This is a genomic window from Acinetobacter sp. 3657, assembly GCF_031456775.1.
Taxonomy (GTDB): Bacteria; Pseudomonadota; Gammaproteobacteria; order Pseudomonadales; family Moraxellaceae; genus Acinetobacter.
The window spans coordinates 51,553-72,192 of the sequence record NZ_JAVDVH010000015.1 but is presented as its reverse complement, the minus strand read 5'-3'; the positions used below and the strand labels follow the sequence as shown (position 1 = coordinate 72,192).

The following is a 20,640-nucleotide window of genomic DNA, read 5'->3' as shown; positions in this document are numbered from 1 at the left end:
TTAAATCAATTTCAAAATGGCTAATCTATTTAATACCGCAATTCAAAAACTCAGAAAAAATATACGTCCTCAAGGCAATTATGTACTTAATGCTTACAATGGATTGAAGAATATCCCTGGTGGATTAACTTTACTTTCAAAAATTGTAAGTCGTAAAGCGCCGTATTTTCAAACGGTTGACCCAATCATTTGCAAGCTTGAATGCAATTATTGTGAAGCAAGCATGTCAAAAAACAAAACTGTAGAAAATCATATTGGTACAGTTCACGTGATCGCGATTTGCAACGGATTGGAATATGTCATGGGTGTTTTGGCGGAAGCTTCTGTGCCCGCTCATCTAAGATGGTTGCCAAAAGGGATGCAGGTTGATTATTTGGCGAAAGCTGATTCTGATATTCGACTTACAGCCATGGTTGAGCAAGATTGGAAAACGGGAGATTTGCAAGTCAAAGTGCAGGCTTTAAGGGAAGATGGTGTCGTCGTTGTTCAAGGAATCATTACGCTTTGGGTGACGGAAAAGAAATAGGTCTGCTTTCATCTATTTGGTATAACTTTCACGTAAAATTCTTAGATATGGTTTGTATCGCAAATTTAGAAAAAACTGTATCTATGATTTATAAACTTTCGGTTCAAAATAACTGAAAATATTGAGAGTTTCCAACGATGAAAATGTATCAAGTAGATGCTTTTACCCAAGCATTATTTAAGGGTAATCCTGCGGCAGTCATTGTTTTAGATGCATGGTTAGATGATGATTTGATGCAGAATATCGCCATGGAAAATAACTTGTCTGAAACAGCTTTTGTGAAAAAGTTGGATGATAGCAACTATGAAATACGGTGGTTTGCACCTATAGACGAAGTAGATTTCTGTGGTCATGCCACTTTAGCCAGTGCTTTTGTTTTATTTAAAGATTACACGGCTGCAAAAACGATCCAATTCCATGTGCGTAACTTAGGTGTTTTTGTGGTTAGCCAAGACGATGATGGCAAAATTAAAATGAATTTTCCGATTCGCAGAGCTGAATTAGTGACTGAATACCCTCCTGAACTTCGAGCAGGTTTAAGCAAACCATTTAAAGCGGTTTATCGCAACACCCAAGCGTTTATTGTGGAATACGAAAACGTGCAAGATGTATTGGATGAACAGCCTGATCTGGAAAAACTAAAACAATTGGGCAAAGTGCGTACTGCGATTACTGCATCGCAACCGGATGTAGCGATTACGGCGAGAGGTGAGGGGCAGTTTGATTGTGTATCACGTTATTTCGCCCCAGCAGTGGGCATTGGTGAAGATCCTGTTACAGGTTCAATTCATACTGGCATCGTGCCACTTTGGGCAGAAAAGTTGAATCAAAAACAGCTTATTGCTTTTCAAGCATCTAAACGTGGTGGCGTTTTAGACTGTGTGGTTGAATCTGAAGATCGGATTGAAATTTCTGGTTATGCAAAACTGTATATGCAAGCGGAACTTATGATTAACTGAGACATAGAGTCTGCTGACATTATAAACGCAAAGAAAAAGCTGTTTAAGTAAACAGCTTTTTGCAAAACATCACTATTAAAAACACCGCTCGTTCTCTACTATAGTTTGTCATTTTTATTTAAATCACCATAAATACTTGGATAATCTATGTTAATGCGGTTTAAGCAGCTTACTCTCTCGCTTTGTTTAATTGGATTGAGTGCGACGTCTTGGTCTCAGACAGTACTGGTAAAAACTGAAAAGAATATTGAAGAATATAAATTAGATAATGGCTTTAGAGTGATTCTTGCGCCGAACGATAAAGAAAATAAAGTTTATGTAAATACGGTTTATTTAACAGGTTCACTGAATGATCCAAAAGGCAAAGGCGGGCTAGCACATCTACTTGAACATTTGGCATTTAAAGGCACACAAAATGTAAAAGGCGATGAGTTTCAACGTCGCTTAGATCAATTCACTTTGATGACCAATGCCAGTACCGATTATTACGCCACGAAGTACATTAACATTGTCCGTCCAGAAAAAAATGCTCTGAATGAAATTCTATACCTCGAATCTGAGCGTATGGATAAATTGGTACTCCAAGAAAAGTTTGTTCCATCAGAAATCGAGATCGTAAAACGTGAACGTGAGATTCGTATGGATCAACCCTTTGCTGTTTTAATGGATCAGATGCTAAAAGCAGCCTATGGAAATCAATATTTAGGTCGTTTGCCGATTGGTGATTTACCTGAATTGAAATCCATTACCATGAATGAGTTAAATCAATTTTATCGAACATGGTATGCACCGAATAATGCGGTGATGGTGATTTCAGGTAAATTCGATAAAACTGAAGTTTTGAATAAAGTTGACCAATACTTTAGCCCAATTCCAGCTCGCACTGTGCCAGCCCCTGTAAAAGTACCGGTGTTAGATGCAAGCAAAATTGCCCAACGTCAGTTCACCGTACAAAAGGGCAGTGATCTTGCGAAGTTTCATATTTATATGAATGGTAAAAATACCCAGTTGCAACCGACTTTAGCACTTGCACCCGCCTTATATACCATGCAGCCAAGTGGCAGTTTATATAAAAATATGGTTGAGACTGGGATCAGTACCGCAGTGCAAGCCACCACATGGTTAGATCAAGACTTTAATGTGGTATTCATGGGCGCAATTTATGCACCCAATCATGATGCTAAAACAGTGGATGAAGCATTAAAAATTGGCGTTGAAAATAGTCAACCATTCACTGAGGCTGAATTACAGCGGATCAAAAATATTTCTCAAAATACGGCGGAAAGCATTGCCAATGATGCAGTGGCTTTAGGTTCACGCTTAAGTGATTATGCGGTTTCTTCACATGGTCAGTGGGATCAATATTTTAAGGACTTACAAGCGGTTCAAGACTTAAAATTGAAAGATATGAATCAAACCTTGAAGGACTTTTTGGTTCCATCGCATCGTATTTTAGGTGATATCTTACCGACACCTGAAGACCAAAAGCAGGCCATGACGCTTAAAGCTGAAGAGAAACCAAAGACTCTAGACCAAAGTGCTGAAAAGGCTGAGCCATTAAAAGATGTCAAAGTCTATCAACAAGAAGTGGCACAATTTGTCACGCAGTCTGCTCAGCAATTACAGAAAAATGAGCAAAAGATCCAACGCGGTCAGTTAAAAAATGGGATTCGCTATGCCTTGTTCCCAACCGCAACCCGTGATGATAAAACCTATGCCACGATCAGTTTAGATTTTGGTGATGAAAAATCTCTATTTGGTCAAGCAACCACATTGGATTTAACCAGTTATTTGATGTTGCGTGGTTCGGAGAAACATACCTTACAAGAAATCACGGATAAAGCCATTGCAGCCAGTGGCGGTGCATCGGTTAGTTCAAATGGCAATGGTTTAACGCTGGTTGTTCAGGCGAAAAAAGATAAGTTTGAAGACTTTTTAGGCTTTATTCTGGATGTTGTAAAGCAGCCTAAGTTTGCCCAATCTGAATTTGATTTAGCAAAAAATCAAAGTTTGTCGGTGTTGGATCGCCCATATACTGAGCCTGCTGTGGTGGCATCCATGACTTTATCTAAAGTTTTGGAAATCTATCAACCGGGTGATTTGCGTTACCACTTTGAACCTGAATTAGCTAAAAAACAGTTGAACGAAGCGACACAAGCACAGGTGAAGCAGTTTTATGATCAGTTCTTTGTGACCAATTACGCTCAGATCGCGGTAACAGGTGATTTTGATCCGAAGCAGATGCAGAAGACCTTAAAGAAAACTTTTGCTTCTTGGAAGGCAAAGCAACCATTTAAGAAAGTCACAGGGCAATACACGGAATATAAAGCACAAAAAATTCATGCCTTATCTGAACAGCGTGAGTTTGGTAGCTATCAAAGTGTTTTAGCGCTGCCAGTCGGTTCATATCACAAAGATGCGCCAGCCTTAATCGTACTGAGCCATATTTTAGGAAACTCGCAACTTTCATCGCGTTTAGCGCAAGAGTTACGTGAGAAGAATGCCTTAGTATATGGTTTTGGTAGTGGTTTGAGTTTAGATCCTGATGTCGATGATGGTACGTTGAGTATTACAGCAAATTATACAGCTGGGCGTTCTAACCAAGTGTCACAGTCCGTACATAAAGTGCTGACTGATCTGTTAAATAAAGGTGTGACTGCGCAGGAAGTTGAAGCAGCCAAAGCCGATATTATGAAAAAGCGTGTGACAGCGTTGGAAGATGAACGTAATATCCACGGTATGTTGACGGGACAATTGGAACGCAACAAAACTTTATTAGATCGAGCTGTTCGAGATCAAGAGTTTGCCCAACTCAGTAAAGCCGATGTAGATGCCGTGATTAAAAAATACATTAAACTTGAACATTTTGTTGAAGTCATGGCGGACCAATATGGCAAAGCGCAGGACAATCGTTAATTTGGAACCTTCACATTTTAAAGTGATTTAAAAAAAGTCTGTGCTGCTACTGTTCTGCATGTCTCTTCTGTTTTTAAATCACATCATAAAATGGATTGAATCAGTATTTATGATGAATTTTAAGCAAGAAAACAAAAGGGGATTAACATGATTTTGGCAGCACTTGCTGTGCTTTTCGGCTTGATTTTATTGGTTTTGAGTGCTGATAAATTTGTGGATGGCGCATCTGCTACCGCACGCTACTTAGGTATGCCACCTTTATTGGTAGGTATGGTTATCGTTGGTTTTGGTACATCCGCGCCTGAGATTGTCGTCTCTATCATGGCGGCTATTGATGGAAATCCAGGTATTGCATTAGGAAATGCCTACGGGTCGAATATTGCCAATATTGCGCTTATTCTCGGTATTACTGCTCTAATTCATCCGATCATGGTGCATTCAGCAGTTGTTCGTAAAGAGCTGCCGATATTACTTTTGGTGACGGCGATTTGTATCCTACAAATTTTTGATGGTGTGTTGAGCCGTATCGATGGCATTTTGATGCTGTTTATGCTGCTTCTCTATATGGGATGGACGATCTGGTATGGGATGCGCAATCAAAGCGACATATTGAGTCATGAGTTTGATCTAGAGCTAAAGAAGCACGAAACGCCATTAAAAACATCAATTCTTCAGCTCATCTTCGGTTTGATTGTTTTAGTCATAAGCTCTCGCTTACTGGTTTGGGGGGCTGTTGAAATCGCTCAAGCCTTTGGTGTGAGTGAGTTGGTAATTGGATTAACAGTTGTCGCGATCGGTACATCATTACCTGAGTTGGCGTCTTCTATTGCGGCGGCTCGAAAGGGTGAGCTTGATATCGCGATCGGTAATATCATTGGTTCGAATATGTTTAACACCTTAGCGGTTGTCGGGCTTGCAGGTGTCATTCATCCGACTATCGTACCGCAAGAAGTGCTCCATCGAGATATGGTGGTTATGGGCGCACTTACCCTGAGCCTATTGCTGTTTACGTTGAGTCTGAAAGGTCAAGGACGAATTGGGCGTGTCAAAGGGGGCGTGTGGGTATTTAGCTTTATTGCCTACACCAGTTATTTGGTTCACACCGCATTTTAGTACATTAAAAAAGGCATTGAATCATTCAATGCCTTTTTTATATAAAACGGATTCTAGGTTTACTTAATTACTTATCATCATGCTTATGCGTATGAAAATCTTCGTTTTTGCGGAAACGAAGATAGTTTTCAAACTGCTCGCAATATTCATCAAAGTTATCTTCTAACATCATTTGAAACTGTTGCAACAAGTAAGACATCACTTGTTCTTTAGCTTCACGCATTTCATTGCCATCTTTAAAGTTGTTGGCAGCGACCCACGTATTAAAACGAGCAGTTCCGAATAACATGGCAGCACTGACTTGGGCACGTAATTCTTCAGGTTTTGCTTGCTGGCCTTTTTGTGGACGGCAAAAATCATTGGCTTGTTTGATAAACTCATCCGCACGCTCAAAAAAAATCGCATTTAAAGCTTCTTCTTCTGTTACATCAGTCGCATTAATTTTTTGAGACATGGTCTTTTCCAACGAAAACAAGATCAGACATTATAGACAAAGCCTTGCATAAACAAAACCGTTGCCTTAATCTAAAATAGCCTAAGCAATTAGAATAATCATGATGCAAGACGCAATCGCTATTCAAAGCCTAAAAACAGATATTGCTTTACTCCGTCAACATATCTATCCACCACAATTTTTACAACAGGTGGAGGGCTTGCCTATTTACTATGGATTGCAAGCAGAGGTGGATGAGTACTATCGTCAATGGCAACCATTGATTGAAAGGGCACAACAGCTTTGTCAGCCATTTATGCAGGATGAAATCGTAGACGTAATTCATTTACCGAGTCATTTGAATTTACCTCTGTTTTTCTTTCACGTGGATCGTATTCGGATTAATAAAACCCGAGCGAAGGAATCAAAAACATTTCGGGGCGTGGCAGCTTTAGTCGAAAAATGTGGACAGTTTGATACAGACCAGATTTTTGCGATGCAAGAATGGCTTGAAAGCGATGACACGGCCGCATTGGTCGCACACCGTGAATTTATTGATCTGCGGACTTATGTATTTCAGCATGGCCAGAGCGAATATACGCGAACCCGTTTTTATATGAATGGCATGATTTTAACTGTAGAGCCGCATTTTAAATTGGTTGATGCACGGAATAAACCACGTAAGCAACGCAATGATAGCTACAGTGATCCGATTGCAGATAATGGCACGTGGAAGATTTTTGGGAAATATCGTTAATTACTCCCAGAAAATATCTTTATGAGACAAGACTTGTAGCTTTTTATCTGCTTTTTTCATCACATGCGGTTGTTGTGCCTTGACCCAACCTAAAGCAAATAAAAATTGCGATTGCTTAGCTGTATGCTGCTGAAAAATTTGCTCAGCAACAAACAAGTCATTATAAAAACCTAAATACTCCTGAATCGGCTGTAACTTATCTAGAAATTGCTGAACCTTCTTTTCAGCATATAAGCCTGATACAAAGTCGATGCAGTAGCGTAATTGCTTCACGCGCTTACGGGTACGATGTTGCTGTTCGATAGGAAGATCAGAAAATTGAGATGCGTCTTTTAAGATTTTTTGATAAAGCTTCGTCAAACTTTTGGTTACTTGTTTTGTGAGTTTGGTTTTTGATTCATTTTCACTATAGCTAAAGCTTAACAGTGATAAAAACAGTTGCGTGGTTTTGGTGTTACTCAAAAGCTTAGTGACATTTGTCGCTGCTTGAGCGTTGAATGGAAAATCAAAATCACAAACTTCTTTGATCAACGGAATGACTGAATCTTGAATAGCATCATTATCACGCGATTGTCCTAAAGCCCTGAAAATATCAGCCAATTCACTTTCCCAAGTCGCATCAATTTGCGTTGACCAATGTGAAAAATGCTTGAGTGCTGAGCGTAAACGTCGTAAACCAACACGCGCTTGATGAATATGTTCTGCTTCAGCAACACCATCAGCAATTGCAGCGGCATTGGGTAAAATCTGATTTAAACTATTTTCAATAATCAGTTTGAGGGCTTGTTCAGCCGAAAACTCTGGTTTGAGTTGAAGTGTTTTGGCTTTGGTTGCTGGAGAGACTTTTTCCCCCATCGCCAGTAAATTGCCTCGTTCAGCTTTACTGCGTACATCGAGCCATAATTGATATTTTTCTACTAAGTGATTTGAAAAAATAATCAGATCTCGAGCCGATCCCTGTTTTAACTCAAACTCGATCTCACAGATTTTGGCTTGATCAGTTAGTGTACGAATTTCGCCATCATCGAGGCAGACTTCAATCTGAGAACCTTGGAATTCAAAAACGTGAAATGTGCGTTCAACATCGGTTTGGAACTGTAAACGTAAATCAGCAGGTGTATCGCCTAGCAGGTCGCGTAAAATGTCTTGAACAGTTTGGTTATGTTGATACAGGGATAAATCCAGCTCGGGTTCTTGTTCACATTGACCCAAATGAATATCTTCTTCAATCCGTTGTAAATGATTTTTACTCGCCGCCTTAAAGGTCTGAACCCAATGTTCACCTTCCTGACGCAGACGAATCGCAACATGATTCTTCGCCAGTAGGCGATCAGCGGTATCATAGTATTTTGCTTGTAATCGAATTTTTTGCGCTTTTTGCTTATTTAATGCCAGTAGAACACTTTTTTTCTTAGATGCAGGAAGTTGAAATTTAAGTTCTATTTCCATGATGCCGTGACTCCTGATCTTTTAGAATGAAGAATTTAAAAATGGGTGTATTTTACTTGTGGATCGTTGTTTTTCATACTGTACTATCTTGCGCCAAAAAAGCCGATGTCGCAATGAGAGCTATAGCTCGTAAGGTGGTATATCAATAGAGTATCGCTTTGTTGGCATGCAATGACTTTATTTTGTACAAAAAATACAGTACCGTGTCATGAGCGTTATACAGGATTAGGACGATCAAAATGAATGCACCAGCGACATTGACCCAGCCAGTGGAATTTTCATTGCCAATAAAAAACTATGATGAATTTTATCGCTTCTATTTAACCGAGCATCGCAGTATTGCCAGCCGCCGTTTGCATGTAGCGGGAAGTTCAGTTGGCTTATATTTCTTTAGTAAAGCGATTCGTCAGCGCAAAGCCAAATACTTGGCTTATGGTTTATTGTCGGGTTACGCCTGTGCATGGGTTGGGCATTTCTTCTTTGAACATAATAAACCTGCCAGTTTTAAACAGCCGCTTTTTAGCTTTATTTCGGATTGGCGGATGTTGTCGGATGTTGCACGTGGACGTTTGAGTTTGGTTGATCGTCAATTTGATCAGATAGATTCTTAAGTTGAATCATCGCTAAAAAATAATCAGAGTTAAAACGACGTAATATGTCGCCTAGCTGCTTCGGCAGCTTTTTTATTATCAAACGTTCAAGTACTATCATAAAAAATAAGAGAAATCATAATAATGGAACAACTCAATCCTTCAGATTTAAAAGCCATACTCCATTCGAAGCGTGCCAATCTTTATTATCTTGAGCATTGTCGCGTGATGCAAAAAGATGGTCGTGTTTTATATCTCACCGAAGCTAAAAATGAAAATCAGTATTGGAATATTCCCATTGCCAATACCACGGTTATTTTATTAGGGACAGGCACTTCAATTACACAAGCTGCGATGCGAATGCTTGCGAGTGCAGGAGTGTTGGTGGGTTTTACAGGGGGCGGTGGAACGCCTCTATTTATGGGGGCAGAAATTGAATGGATGATGCCTCAAAGTGAATATCGCCCGACCGAATACATGCAAGGCTGGATGAGTTTTTGGTTTGATGATGCAAAACGTTTAGCGGTTGCAAAGCAATTTCAATTGGCACGTATTGAGTTTATTCGCAAAATTTGGGCGAAAGATAAAGATCTCAAAGATGAGGGTTTTTATCTGGATGATCTCGATATTCAGCAAGCTTTAACTGGTTTTGAGAAGAAAATACCGCATCAAAGCAAAGTGAGTGATCTATTACTGGCAGAGGCACAAACGACGAAGCAACTTTATAAAATTGCAGCGACACGTTGTAAGCTTGGTTTTGAGCGTAATCCTGAACAAGGCGATCTAGCCAATGATTTTTTAAATCATGGCAATTATCTGGCTTATGGATTGGCTGCCACCACGCTTTGGGTCTTAGGTATCAGTCACAGTTTTGCGGTGATGCATGGTAAAACTCGACGAGGTGCTTTGGTCTTTGATGTTGCAGATTTAATTAAAGATGCGGTGGTTTTGCCATGGGCTTTTATTTGTGCCAAAGAGGGTATGAAAGAGCAGGAGTTCCGTCAGCAGATATTGCAGAAATTTACTGAGTATAAGTGTTTGGACTTTATGTTTGAGCAGGTGAAAGAACAATCATTACAACGGTTTTCTTCTGAAAATGGAGAAAATATATGATCGTCACTTTTATCTCTCAATGTGAAAAGAAAGCGATTCCCCGAACTCGCCGTGTGTTAGATGCCTTTGCAGATCGGATCGGTGATAATACTTGGCAAACGGTGATTACTGAAGATGGTTTGTTGGCGGTTAAAAAGTTACTTAGAAAAACAGTCACAAAAAATACAGCTGTTAGTTGTCATTGGATACGTGGTCGCCGTAGAAGTGAACTGATGTGGATTGTTGGAAATCGTAATAAGTTTAATGAGCAGGGGATTGTTCCTGTGAATAGTACGCAGAAAACTTTACAACCTTGGAAGTCATCACATTTGTGGCAAAATTTAGAGTTGGTTGCTATTGCATCAGGTATTGCAGGTTTATTTCATGATTTTGGAAAAGCTAATGCTTTATTCCAAGCTAAATTAGATCCAAATCAGAAAACCGAAAAAGGATATGAACCGTATCGCCATGAATGGGTTTCATTAAAATTTTTTGAATTATTCGTAAAAAATAAAACAGATGAAGGATGGATATCTGAATTATCTAAATTATCCATTGAATTTGAAAAGGAGTGGTTAAACCAACTCGATGAAGTCAAAAAACGAACGACTTTAGCTGTAACTTTAGAGAGCCTTTCATCATTTGCACAACTCATTGCATGGTTAATTGTAACGCATCATCGTTTGCCAATATTTCCATTTTTTGAAAATGATCCTCCTACATTAAGCCATGACAATTTATCTCAATATTGGTTAAATGTATGTGATATTAAATGGAATTCTCCTAATTTTGTAAGATTTGATTGGTCAAACGAAGAGCTGTCAAAAAATTGGATTTTCCCTTTTGGGTTGCCTGTTCGAAGTCAAGAGTGGTGTAGTAAAGCACAAATACTTTCAAAACGCGCATTCAATCAAATGATTAAGATTAAGCAATTTGATTGGCTTAATGATCCGCTAACGATGCACCTTTCACGCTTAATTTTGATGATGACAGATCATTGGTACTCTGCTCAGGGAGCTAAGAAGGAATGGCAAGATGACAATTATTTAGCCTATGCAAATACGGATAATGAGAGAAATCTAAAGCAAAAATTAGATGAACATAATTTAGCAGTTGGATTCTATTCCTATATTCATAGTCGTAAACTTCCACAGTTTATTTCTGAACTTCCAGACTTGGGATTCAATAGAATATTGGAGAGGGGTTTTGCGGATTCAGATCCTTTATTAAGTAAATGGCAGGATGATGCAGTAAAGTTATGCAAAAAAATAAATATTCGTAGTAATGAGTGTGGTTTTTTTGGGATTAACATGGCATCAACAGGTAAAGGTAAAACCATTGCGAATGCCCGAATGATGTATGCATTAGCTGACGATGAAAAAGGTGCTCGTTTTAGTATCGCTTTAGGGTTACGTACATTAACAACACAGACAGGTGATGCTTTAAAACTAAATTTAAAATTGGACGAAAGTGATATTGCTACAATCATTGGTTCAAGTGCAGTTCAACGTTTACAACGTGCAATGCAAGAAGATAAAAAGCTACAAGAACAAAAGCAAATTTTGGAAGATTTGGAAAAAACTGAATTTGCAATGCGAGGCAGTGAAAGTCTTGAAGATACAGAAGACCATTTTGATGTCGCATACCCTGATATTGATCCTGAAAGTTTATTAAAAACGTGGTTTGAAAAAGATCCTAAAATTCAAAAATTATTACATGCACCGATACTTGTAAGTACGATCGATTATTTAATACCTGCCACAGAGAGTTTAAGAGGTGGGCGACAAGTTGCACCTATTTTAAGGTTATTAAGTTCTGATTTAATTTTAGATGAACCTGACGAATTTGGTTTGGCTGATTTACCTGCACTTGCGCGCTTAGTGAATTGGGCAGGATTACTTGGTGCAAAAGTACTATTGTCCAGTGCAACCATTCCATCTGCCATGGCTTTTGCGCTGTATGAATCTTATATAGCAGGGCGACAAAAGTATCAGCAAGCAATGCTTGGAAATCAAACGCAAAAACCTATTGTTTGTGCTTGGGTGGATGAGTTTTCAGTGAAGACACTAGAAACAGATGATGTGCCAAATTTTTGCAAAGCACATAATGCTTATGTACAGAGTCGAATAAAAAATTTAGATGATGAAAAAAACAGTTTACGCAAAGCTAAAATTCTAGACATTGATAATGGGGAAAATATTCAAGAAAAAGTAGTAAATACTTTACTCAAAGGCATTGAGGAAGCGCATATAAATCATCATCAAAGAAATGAAGGTGGCGTTGAGATTTCTTTAGGTGTGATTCGTTTTGCCAATATTAATCCGCTCATTTATATTGCTCAAGGATTGTTAAATCAAGCCTTTGATGATAATACAGTATCGCATTTTTGTATTTATCACAGTCAATTCACACTAGCACAACGTTCAGCCATAGAGGAAAAGCTTGATCGAATATTAAATCGTAAAGATGAAGATAAAATCTGGTCACAGCCAGAAATTAAACAAGCTCTTCAAAATAATCCAACTGTAAAAAAACATATATTTATTGTACTCGCAACATCTGTATGTGAGGTGGGGAGAGATCATGATTATGATTGGGCAATAGCCGAACCGAGTTCTATGCGTTCATTGGTGCAGTTAGCAGGACGTATTCAAAGGCATCGTAAAAAAAATGTAGATAAAGAGAATTTATTTATTCTTAATCAAAATATTAGAGATTTACAAAATAAAGAAATTGCTTTTACCAAACCAGGTTTTGAAGGAAATAAAGCAAGTAATCGGGCTTTGTCGAAAAATAAAGAGATTCGAAATTTACTATCCTTAGCGCAGTATCAGTACATAAGTGCTGTGCCAAGTATTCAATTTATACAACCACCAAAAGTTGTAGATTTACCTGAGTTTAAGGATTTAGTGACTTTAGAACAAACAGCATATGCGATGACCTTGCTTGGAGCACGTAACGAAAAAAATAATGCACGTTTATGGTGGCGTAATTCAATTTCTTGGAGTGGTGAATTGCAAAGAAGGCAGCCTTTTCGACAATCAACTGCTGAAACTCGTTTTTATTTAATTCCAAATGGGATAGGTAAATTACAGTGGAATACTTATGATGATAAAACTAAGCAATTTACTGTGGTTGATTGCATCAAAAAGTATCAGTATTTAACGCTTCATCAAAAGAACTGTATTTGGTTTAACACAGATGAAATTACTCGTTACCAAGAAATTCAAGATGTAATAGATACTTCAAATAGAAATGTGATTTTAAATTATGGAGAGGTATCTTTACCAAATCAAGAAGATACCCAATATTACTATCATCCAGTTTTAGGTGTTTTCTTAAATAAAAAATTATAGGAGATAATCATGAATGTAGATATTGTACATGCCAGTATTGAAAATTTTTTACGACAACGCATTGAGAAGAAAATTGAAGTAGAACGGAAAAAGCTCAAAGATGCATTCACAGCAGAACATCTTTCAAAAATTTATAGCGATCATGAAATTGTGTCATGGATGAATTATATTGCTGATAATGCAAGTAAAGTGAGTTTGAATGTCAGTCATGTTGCAAAGCTGACCCATTCCAGTAATAAAGCGATTAATTTAATTGATAGTATTCCGCAAAAGAAATACACATATCTACTCACCACACAAACAGCTATGATTAAAGAACTTGATAGTGCTTATACAGATGCAAGCTATGCGCCTGTAGCAGAGTTTTTAAGTTTTTCTGTAGAAAATACTCAAAAAAATCTTGGGCAGTTTTTAGCAGAAAGTGAAATCTATTTTGTTAAGATATCGAGTGATGTTTACGTTCGAAAAAATTGGCAAACAAAAATAGCGGAAGCATATATTGCTAAAAAATTAACTAGTCATGTTCTAGCAAAACAAGTTTATTTTCCTATTGGTCGGGATCAGTATCATGTTATTTCGCCCGTAAAATCGAGCGCATTGGCGCATAAAGTTTATAATTGTATTACATCCAGCCGATCTAAAGACAACTCTATTAATCTGGCAAGAAAACAAAATCAACAGCATGATGGGATATATATTCGGTTTGCTAAACCTGCCTTTCTAAGTGTTACCAAGAGTAATCATCAAAATGCATCCAAATTAAATGGTACACGTCGAGGCGGATTACTATTTTTTCAGACATTACCACCACAATGGAAAACTAATTTCTTACCCCCTAAAAATTTAAAGCAATTTTTAGCAAGGTGTAAAACATCAACTTGTATTGAAATCTTTAAAGAGGTTAAAAATTTATTGTATATATTGAAAAAAGAAAATTTAACGATTAATTTGAACCGAAGAAATATTCTTGGTGAAAAAATAGCTTCTATTGCTGATGAAGTTATTCATCAAATTTTGTTTATAGAGCAAAGCTATACAAATGGATGGTCTGAAAATTTTGATATAGAACCTTATTTGTGTGCATTTTTAGACCCTATTCAACAGATGGATATTTCGCAAGTTGAACATAAACATCATGTAGATGAGTTTACTGAGCAAGTTGCTCGATGGATTAGCCAAAATATCGGTGATAAACACGAATCACGTCACTTAAAAGCCATTTGGTTTAGTTACTTACAACCTATATTTAAAGAGTTTTATGAAGTTTTGCAGGTGAGTGAATAATTATGAGCTCTTATATTTTATTAGAAAAAATCAAAGTTGAAGGTGCAAATTGTATCGCGGGTATTACTTACGGTTTTCCAGCAATTACTAACTTTTTAGGTTTTACCCATGCTTTGTCACGTAAATTTTATGCTGAGTTTGGTATTGAATTAAATGGCTGTGCTATTTTTAGTCATGAGTATGTATTGAGAACAAATGAACAATATGATGTTCGTTTTATTCAAAGTAAGCGTCCACCTGTGACATTGCAGGGGCAAAAATATCGTGCAGAAGCAAGTAAAACACCGCCAATTATTGAAGAAGGGAAAATGGATCTAACAGTATCTTTACTTTTAGAGTGCCAAGAGTCTTTATCAAGTGTAGACGTTGTAAAACAGGAATATAAGAAATTACTCACGAAATGGATTTATCAGGCAAGATTAGCAGGTGGGTCTATTCAGCAGATAAAAAATATTAGTTTTTGGAGTGATGATTCTAAGCTTATCAATATAAAAAGGAAATTATTACCTAGCTTTGTATTGATTGATGCACAGCAAGAACTGAAAGACCATGTAGAGCTCCAACAAAATCTAAAACCTGATGTTGAGTTTTTTGATTTGTGGACGGATTTCTTTGCCTATAAAGCATCAGCACAGATTCAAAAAAATGAAACCGTTGAGTGGATTCGCCTAGAAAAGCCAAATCCAAGAGGATGGTTCATCCCTTTAATGATTGGATATAAAGGAATTAGTCCTTTATATGCAGGGCCTGAGATTGAAAATAATAGAGATCCAAAATATCCATTTCGCTTTGTGGAGTCAGTTCATGGCATTGGTGAGTGGAGAAGTTCACATCGTATAGATCGTTTAGATATTTTAATTTGGAAATATCATATTGAAGATGAATGGTATTTATGCCGACAAAAACATAGTGATATTGAACATCAAAAAATTGAACTACCCCAACCTTCATCACAGTCGAATGATGAATTTGATTTTAATTTTTAAGTAAATAAGGAAATAAATAATGGCTAAGAAACCAAAATCAGCAACTGAAAGTGCAAAAGTACCTAGCGTTTTAGCATTTAATCGTAAAATTGAGCCATCTGATGCTTTGATGCAAGCAGGTTTATGGGCGAGCCGTGATGATGCATCACAGTGGAAAAATATTGACCTACATGAGAAACGTAATCGTGGTACGAAAAGTCAATATGGTGTTGCTGATGATGAAAAGACTGATCCAAACTTAGTCTGGGGGGATGATGCTCGCTTACCATTTGGTACAGATTCACTAAAAGTATTCTTTACGGTTAAATTTTTGGGCAATATTGCAGAACCTACAACACATAATAAGCCTGATTTTGAGAAAACTTTGAAAGCAAAGTTTGAAGAATATATTGAAAAAGTTGGCTTCTTCAGTTTGGCTCAGCGTTATGTATACAATCTAGTGAATGCCCGTTTTTTATGGCGCAACCGTTTGGGTGCAGAAAAGATCAGTGTGCAGATAAGAAATAGTGAAAATGGTCAAGTATGGAACTTTGAGGATGCATATCAATACGGTTTAAATGCCTTTGATTTAATTCAAGACAAACAGATTGAGGAGATTGCAAACTTAGTCGCTAAAAGTTTTAAAGAAGATGACTATTTATTATTAGAGGTGACTGCATTTGCCAAAGTTGGTGAAGGGCAACATATTTTCCCATCTCAAGAAATGGTGATGGAAATTCCTAAAGGACAAAAATCTAAATATTTATATGAAATAAAAACTCAGCAAGGAGCATGTGCTGGAATTCATTCTGAAAAAATTGGTAATGCTATTCGTACGATTGATACATGGTATGTGGATGAAACGAAAGAGTCCAAACCTGCAATTGCGGTTGAACCTTATGGTTCAGTTCCAAATCGTGGGATTGCATACAGAACAAGCCAAACTGATTTTTACACACTATTGATTAAGTGGTTAGAGGATAAAGAGAGTTCAGATAATGACAAACACTTCATTATTGCTAATTTAATTCGAGGTGGTGTATTTGGTGGGAATGACTAATGTTGAGATACTATCAAGAAATCACCTTGATTGATCAAGATGAAATTTCCCCCTATTTTATTTGGTCAAAAGTTTATACCCAGCTCCATATTGCTTTTGCCGAACATAGTGATGAGCAGGAAAGGAGCTATCTCGGAGTTTCTTTTCCTCAATATCGTATCAATGAGCAAAAGAAACTTGGATTTTTGGGTACAAAAATTCGTATCTTTGCAAAAACGGAAAATGAGTTACAGCAGCTTAATTTAGGTCAGTGGCTAGAACGATTGACGGATTATGTGCACATCATTCAGCCGCGTGAAGTGCCGCAAGCTAAGATCACAGGCTATGCACATTATTACCGTGTTAATCCAAAGATGAGTTTAGAAGAGCGCATTGCTCATCAAGCACAGCGTCATAATATTCCTTTGGCTGAAGCTAAGCAGCATTTTAAACAATATGTTGAGCAACCTGTGGTTGAGCCTTATGTGAGTTTAAAAAGCCTAAGTGCGAAACGTGAGGAGAATATAGATCGACCGTATCGCTTATATATTGGTAAGTCTGCTACTGATGAGGCAAAAGATGGAGAATTTGGAACGTATGGACTGAGTAGAATTGCAACAGTTCCAGAGTTTTGACCCAATATTTTTTCTACTCTTTAACAGCTTAATAAAATCAATAAGTTACAACAAGCCATTTTTTGATTGGGTAACATGCCAAAATCCATGATAAATACTTGTTGTAACTTATATTTTTACTATAATTTTATAGTTCATGGCGGCATACGCCATTTAGAAAACGATGCAACGCCATTAATGAACGATAAAGATGTTCATGGCGGCATACGCCATTTAGAAAGCAAAGCTTTAGATTTCCAACTTTCCCGACTCGTTCATGGCGGCATACGCCATTTAGAAACTAAAGATGCAATGAAAAAAAGGCGCATTCACGTTCATGGCGGCATACGCCATTTAGAAATTTAGGGAGAGTCGTATCTTGTATTTCGGCGGGTTCATGGCGGCATACGCCATTTAGAAATTGGTGAGAATTAGCGTTTTATTTAAATCCTCGTTCATGGCGGCATACGCCATTTAGAAAGCATAGATAACGGTAAGGATTGCGGTAAGCGAGTTCATGGCGGCATACGCCATTTAGAAATTTCGGGAGTAAAGTCCACCATTAGAGATGGTGTTCATGGCGGCATACGCCATTTAGAAATGAGTGATACGAACCACCAGTGTCGCAATTCAGTTCATGGCGGCATACGCCATTTAGAAAACATTCAAAGATGCTCAACGTGTTAGATCAAAGTTCATGGCGGCATACGCCACTTAGAAAATCCAATTACTTGTAAACTCGTTGCCAAGGGCGTTCATGGCGGCATACGCCACTTAGAAAACACATTGCGCCATAAGTTGACGTATCTTTCCGTTCATGGCGGCATACGCCACTTAGAAAGATTTATGACTTGCAGCTACGTGTACGCCCCGGTTCATGGCGGCATACGCCACTTAGAAAACAACATGAGGTAGATTATGGAACAAAAAACAGTTCATGGCGGCATACGCCACTTAGAAATTCAAATAAGCAAGCTGAGGATAAAATTAAAGGTTCATGGCAGCATACGCCACTTAGAAAATAAGAGTTGATAATCTTATCTGCTTCCTGTTGTTCATGGCGGCATACGCCACTTAGAAAATTTCAGCAACTGCATTGGCAATGTACGAAGCGTTCATGGCGGCATACGCCACTTAGAAAATGTGACAACATCACAAGCAACAATTTGACAGGTTCATGGCGGCATACGCCACTTAGAAATATCGGTATGGCTGCAGAACTAGGGAAAGCAGGGTTCATGGCGGCACACGCCATTTAGAAAATCAACGTGACCGAATCTGGATTGTTGCCCACGTTCATGGCGGCACACGTCATTTAGAAATAGTGATTTGACCAAATTCGTTTTTATGTTCAGTTCATGGCGGTACACGCCATTTAGAAAAGGGTAGGTCAAGGGGGGAGCGAGAAGTTCACTGCCATGTAGACAGCTTAATTTTGATCACTAGCACACAACCTCTCTTTAAATTTCCGAATAGAAAATATAATCTGATGTGAACTTACTTATAGTGAAATTCTAATGCGCGGTGTTTACCTCATTACCAATGATGATCCTCTCCAATTATTACTAGAAAAATTAAATGCAGCATTGGAGACTGGGCATATTGCCATTTTGCAATATCGCCGTAAAAAAGTAGCGAAATTAGATCAACCAACCGAAGTCGAACAAATCAAAAGCCTTTGTGAAAAATACCAAGTTCCTTTTGTGATTAATGATGATTTGGCTATGGCGGAAAATTTTGGTTTAGGTGTTCATCTTGGTCAGTCAGATGGAGAGATTACCGAAGCGACTCAACGCTTAGCGCAAGATGTCATTATTGGACGTACTTGTCTCAACTCATTAGAGCTGGCGGATAAAGCAATTGCTGAAGGTGCTACTTATGTGGCTTTTGGTGCAGTATATGCAACCACAACCAAGCCAGAAGCAGGCAATGTTGGCATTGATGTCATTCTGCAAGCTAAGCAAAAATATCATGTGCCGATTTGTGCAATTGGTGGTCTAACCGTGGAAAATTCTCAAGCGGTGATTGATGCTGGGGCAAGCCTTTGTGCCGTAATTAGTGATATATTAGGGCGATCAACAGCCGAAATTCCTGCTCGTGTAGACGCATGGGCCAAGTTATTTGCATAATTTTTTCATTCGCCTTGTGGAACTGTAGTCGTTCCTCATTTTCGATTTAGGTTGAGTCTTTTATGAGTTTATCTCCAAAGCAAGAACAGTTATTTAAACAAGCAAATAAACATATTCCGGGCGGTGTAAATTCGCCTGTACGTGCATTTAACGGTGTTGGTGGTACGCCTGTCTTTATTGAAAAGGCAAAAGGTGCGTACTTATGGGATGTAGATGGCAAGCGTTATGTCGATTATGTTGGTTCATGGGGACCGATGATTTTAGGCCACGCACATCCTGATATTATTCAAGCAGTCCAAACTGCGGCTGAAGATGGTCTGAGTTTTGGTGCGCCAACAGTTCATGAAACCACTTTAGCGGACACGATTTGCGACATCATGCCTTCAATTGAAATGGTCCGTATGACCAGTTCGGGTACTGAAGCGACTATGACTGCGATTCGTTTGGCTCGTGGTTATACAGGTCGTGACAAAATCGTGAAATTTGAAGGCTGCTATCACGGTCATTCAGATTCGTTATTAGTGAAAGCAGGTTCAGGCTTGCTGACTTTAGGTGAAGGCGAACCAACATCGAAAGGTGTGCCAGCCGATTTTGCTAAACATACACTTACTTTACCGTATAACAATATTGAAGCTTTGAAGGAATGCTTTGCTAAGTTTGGTCATGAGATTGCTGGCGTAATCATTGAGCCTGTGGCAGGTAATATGAACTTAGTCACGCCGATTGATGGTTTCTTACAAGCCATTCGTGATGTCTGTGATGAATACAAATCTGTGTTTATTATCGATGAAGTGATGACAGGTTTCCGTGTTGCTTTGGGCGGCGCTCAGTCGGTCTATAACGTAAAACCAGATTTAACCACTTTAGGGAAAATTATTGGTGCAGGTTTACCTGTTGGTGCATTTGGTGGTAAACGTGAAATCATGGAATGCATCGCACCTTTAGGTGGTGTCTATCAAGCAGGAACATTGTCAGGAAATCCATTGGCAATGCGTGCGGGTATCGCCATGTTCAAGCATTTACGTGAAGCTGATTTCTATGCAAAGCTCGCTGCGCAGTTAGAAAAATTATTGAATGGTTTACAAGCTGCGGCAGACGAAGTGGGGATTCCATTTAAGACCCAACAAGTCGGTGGTATGTTCGGTTTGTATTTCACAGATCAAGATGACATTACCAGCTTTGATTCAATGTTGGCTTGTGATGTTGAAGCATTTAAGAAATTCTTTCATGGCATGTTAAAACGTGGTGTCTATCTTGCGCCATCCGCATTTGAAGCAGGATTTATTTCTTCTATGCATTCAGATCAGGATATTGCGGAAACGATTCAAGCGGCAAAAGAAACTTTTATTGAAATGAAATAATGCTGTGATGCCTACATAAGCCCGATTTTTTCGGGCTTTTTTAATGGAATAGATTTA

Annotated in this window: 19 protein-coding genes; 17 read left to right on the top strand and 2 right to left on the bottom strand. The window is 38.3% G+C overall.

The annotated features are described in order from the left end of the window. Positions 1–16 precede the first annotated feature (16 nt). The 4 genes from J2Y37_RS13980 to J2Y37_RS13965 all read left to right on the top strand — a co-directional run bounded on the left by J2Y37_RS13980 (position 17) and on the right by J2Y37_RS13965 (position 5,514). Positions 17–526, top strand: a complete 510-nt coding sequence (locus J2Y37_RS13980) for a hotdog fold domain-containing protein (RefSeq protein WP_349033204.1) — start codon at positions 17–19, stop codon at positions 524–526. Positions 527–663: 137 nt separating this feature from the next. Next, positions 664–1,485, top strand: coding sequence for a PhzF family phenazine biosynthesis protein (locus J2Y37_RS13975; protein ID WP_005197812.1), 822 nt, complete (start codon positions 664–666; stop codon positions 1,483–1,485). A 147-nt stretch (positions 1,486–1,632) separates the two neighbouring features. Next, positions 1,633–4,401: a pitrilysin family protein gene (locus J2Y37_RS13970; RefSeq protein ID WP_349033203.1), complete on the top strand. Its 2,769-nt coding sequence runs from the start codon at positions 1,633–1,635 to the stop codon at positions 4,399–4,401. 147 nt (positions 4,402–4,548) lie between these two features. After that, positions 4,549–5,514 carry a calcium/sodium antiporter gene (locus J2Y37_RS13965; RefSeq protein WP_349033202.1) on the top strand — a complete coding sequence of 322 codons (966 nt, stop codon included), beginning with the start codon at positions 4,549–4,551 and terminating at the stop codon, positions 5,512–5,514. Positions 5,515–5,581: 67 nt separating this feature from the next. Here J2Y37_RS13965 and J2Y37_RS13960 read toward each other — a convergent pair whose 3' ends face one another. Beyond that, positions 5,582–5,968, bottom strand: coding sequence for a DUF3144 domain-containing protein (locus tag J2Y37_RS13960; protein WP_004670422.1), 387 nt, complete (start codon positions 5,966–5,968; stop codon positions 5,582–5,584). Positions 5,969–6,068: 100 nt separating this feature from the next. Between J2Y37_RS13960 and J2Y37_RS13955 the strand changes: the two genes are divergently transcribed. After that, a complete protein-coding gene (locus J2Y37_RS13955; RefSeq protein WP_349033201.1) occupies positions 6,069–6,704 on the top strand; it encodes a hypothetical protein in 636 nt (211 codons plus the stop codon). Here J2Y37_RS13955 and J2Y37_RS13950 read toward each other — a convergent pair whose 3' ends face one another. Continuing rightward, positions 6,705–8,153, bottom strand: coding sequence for a CHAD domain-containing protein (locus tag J2Y37_RS13950; RefSeq protein WP_349033200.1), 1,449 nt, complete (start codon positions 8,151–8,153; stop codon positions 6,705–6,707). A 239-nt stretch (positions 8,154–8,392) separates the two neighbouring features. Here J2Y37_RS13950 and J2Y37_RS13945 point away from each other — a divergent pair, with 239 nt between their 5' ends. From J2Y37_RS13945 to hemL, 12 genes are all read left to right on the top strand, one after another. Next, positions 8,393–8,764, top strand: a complete 372-nt coding sequence (locus tag J2Y37_RS13945; protein WP_349033199.1) for a DUF962 domain-containing protein — start codon at positions 8,393–8,395, stop codon at positions 8,762–8,764. Positions 8,765–8,887: 123 nt separating this feature from the next. After that, positions 8,888–9,856: a type I-F CRISPR-associated endonuclease Cas1f gene (cas1f, locus tag J2Y37_RS13940; protein WP_349033198.1), complete on the top strand. Its 969-nt coding sequence runs from the start codon at positions 8,888–8,890 to the stop codon at positions 9,854–9,856. After that, positions 9,853–13,191 carry a type I-F CRISPR-associated helicase Cas3f gene (cas3f, locus tag J2Y37_RS13935; RefSeq protein ID WP_349033197.1) on the top strand — a complete coding sequence of 1,113 codons (3,339 nt, stop codon included), beginning with the start codon at positions 9,853–9,855 and terminating at the stop codon, positions 13,189–13,191. The genes cas1f and cas3f overlap by 4 nt, the downstream gene beginning before the upstream one ends. 9 nt (positions 13,192–13,200) lie before the next feature. After that, complete coding sequence (locus tag J2Y37_RS13930) at positions 13,201–14,475, top strand: type I-F CRISPR-associated protein Csy1 (RefSeq protein WP_349033196.1); 1,275 nt, start codon at positions 13,201–13,203, stop codon at positions 14,473–14,475. 2 nt (positions 14,476–14,477) lie between these two features. Next, positions 14,478–15,461 (top strand): type I-F CRISPR-associated protein Csy2, encoded by a 984-nt coding sequence (gene csy2, locus J2Y37_RS13925; protein WP_349033195.1) that lies wholly within the window; start codon positions 14,478–14,480, stop codon positions 15,459–15,461. Between the two features lie 19 nt (positions 15,462–15,480). Continuing rightward, positions 15,481–16,500 (top strand): type I-F CRISPR-associated protein Csy3, encoded by a 1,020-nt coding sequence (gene csy3 / locus J2Y37_RS13920; RefSeq protein ID WP_349033194.1) that lies wholly within the window; start codon positions 15,481–15,483, stop codon positions 16,498–16,500. Further along, positions 16,500–17,114, top strand: coding sequence for a type I-F CRISPR-associated endoribonuclease Cas6/Csy4 (cas6f, locus tag J2Y37_RS13915; RefSeq protein ID WP_349033193.1), 615 nt, complete (start codon positions 16,500–16,502; stop codon positions 17,112–17,114). The genes csy3 and cas6f overlap by 1 nt, the downstream gene beginning before the upstream one ends. 75 nt (positions 17,115–17,189) lie before the next feature. Next, the gene (locus J2Y37_RS13910; protein WP_349033192.1) at positions 17,190–17,459 is read left to right on the top strand and encodes a hypothetical protein; all 270 of its coding nucleotides are present in this window, start codon (positions 17,190–17,192) and stop codon (positions 17,457–17,459) included. 485 nt (positions 17,460–17,944) lie between these two features. Continuing rightward, a complete protein-coding gene (locus tag J2Y37_RS13905; protein WP_349033191.1) occupies positions 17,945–18,118 on the top strand; it encodes a hypothetical protein in 174 nt (57 codons plus the stop codon). Positions 18,119–18,121: 3 nt separating this feature from the next. Next, positions 18,122–18,352 (top strand): hypothetical protein, encoded by a 231-nt coding sequence (locus tag J2Y37_RS13900; protein ID WP_349033190.1) that lies wholly within the window; start codon positions 18,122–18,124, stop codon positions 18,350–18,352. Positions 18,353–18,610: 258 nt separating this feature from the next. Beyond that, the gene (gene thiE / locus J2Y37_RS13895; RefSeq protein WP_349033189.1) at positions 18,611–19,222 is read left to right on the top strand and encodes a thiamine phosphate synthase; all 612 of its coding nucleotides are present in this window, start codon (positions 18,611–18,613) and stop codon (positions 19,220–19,222) included. 62 nt (positions 19,223–19,284) lie between these two features. After that, complete coding sequence (hemL, locus tag J2Y37_RS13890) at positions 19,285–20,583, top strand: glutamate-1-semialdehyde 2,1-aminomutase (protein ID WP_349033188.1); 1,299 nt, start codon at positions 19,285–19,287, stop codon at positions 20,581–20,583. Positions 20,584–20,640 lie beyond the last annotated feature (57 nt).

Coding starts and splice junctions, on each gene's coding strand:
- J2Y37_RS13970 (WP_349033203.1), top strand. CDS start 1,633: ATGTTAATGCGGTTTAAGCAGCTTACTCTCTCGCTTTGTTTAATTGGA.
- J2Y37_RS13960 (WP_004670422.1), bottom strand. CDS start 5,968: ATGTCTCAAAAAATTAATGCGACTGATGTAACAGAAGAAGAAGCTTTA.
- cas1f (WP_349033198.1), top strand. CDS start 8,888: ATGGAACAACTCAATCCTTCAGATTTAAAAGCCATACTCCATTCGAAG.
- cas3f (WP_349033197.1), top strand. CDS start 9,853: ATGATCGTCACTTTTATCTCTCAATGTGAAAAGAAAGCGATTCCCCGA.
- thiE (WP_349033189.1), top strand. CDS start 18,611: ATGCGCGGTGTTTACCTCATTACCAATGATGATCCTCTCCAATTATTA.
- J2Y37_RS13980 (WP_349033204.1), top strand. CDS start 17: ATGGCTAATCTATTTAATACCGCAATTCAAAAACTCAGAAAAAATATA.
- hemL (WP_349033188.1), top strand. CDS start 19,285: ATGAGTTTATCTCCAAAGCAAGAACAGTTATTTAAACAAGCAAATAAA.
- J2Y37_RS13910 (WP_349033192.1), top strand. CDS start 17,190: ATGCCAAAATCCATGATAAATACTTGTTGTAACTTATATTTTTACTAT.
- J2Y37_RS13975 (WP_005197812.1), top strand. CDS start 664: ATGAAAATGTATCAAGTAGATGCTTTTACCCAAGCATTATTTAAGGGT.
- csy3 (WP_349033194.1), top strand. CDS start 15,481: ATGGCTAAGAAACCAAAATCAGCAACTGAAAGTGCAAAAGTACCTAGC.
- J2Y37_RS13955 (WP_349033201.1), top strand. CDS start 6,069: ATGATGCAAGACGCAATCGCTATTCAAAGCCTAAAAACAGATATTGCT.
- csy2 (WP_349033195.1), top strand. CDS start 14,478: ATGAGCTCTTATATTTTATTAGAAAAAATCAAAGTTGAAGGTGCAAAT.
- J2Y37_RS13930 (WP_349033196.1), top strand. CDS start 13,201: ATGAATGTAGATATTGTACATGCCAGTATTGAAAATTTTTTACGACAA.
- cas6f (WP_349033193.1), top strand. CDS start 16,500: ATGTTGAGATACTATCAAGAAATCACCTTGATTGATCAAGATGAAATT.
- J2Y37_RS13945 (WP_349033199.1), top strand. CDS start 8,393: ATGAATGCACCAGCGACATTGACCCAGCCAGTGGAATTTTCATTGCCA.
- J2Y37_RS13950 (WP_349033200.1), bottom strand. CDS start 8,153: ATGGAAATAGAACTTAAATTTCAACTTCCTGCATCTAAGAAAAAAAGT.
- J2Y37_RS13965 (WP_349033202.1), top strand. CDS start 4,549: ATGATTTTGGCAGCACTTGCTGTGCTTTTCGGCTTGATTTTATTGGTT.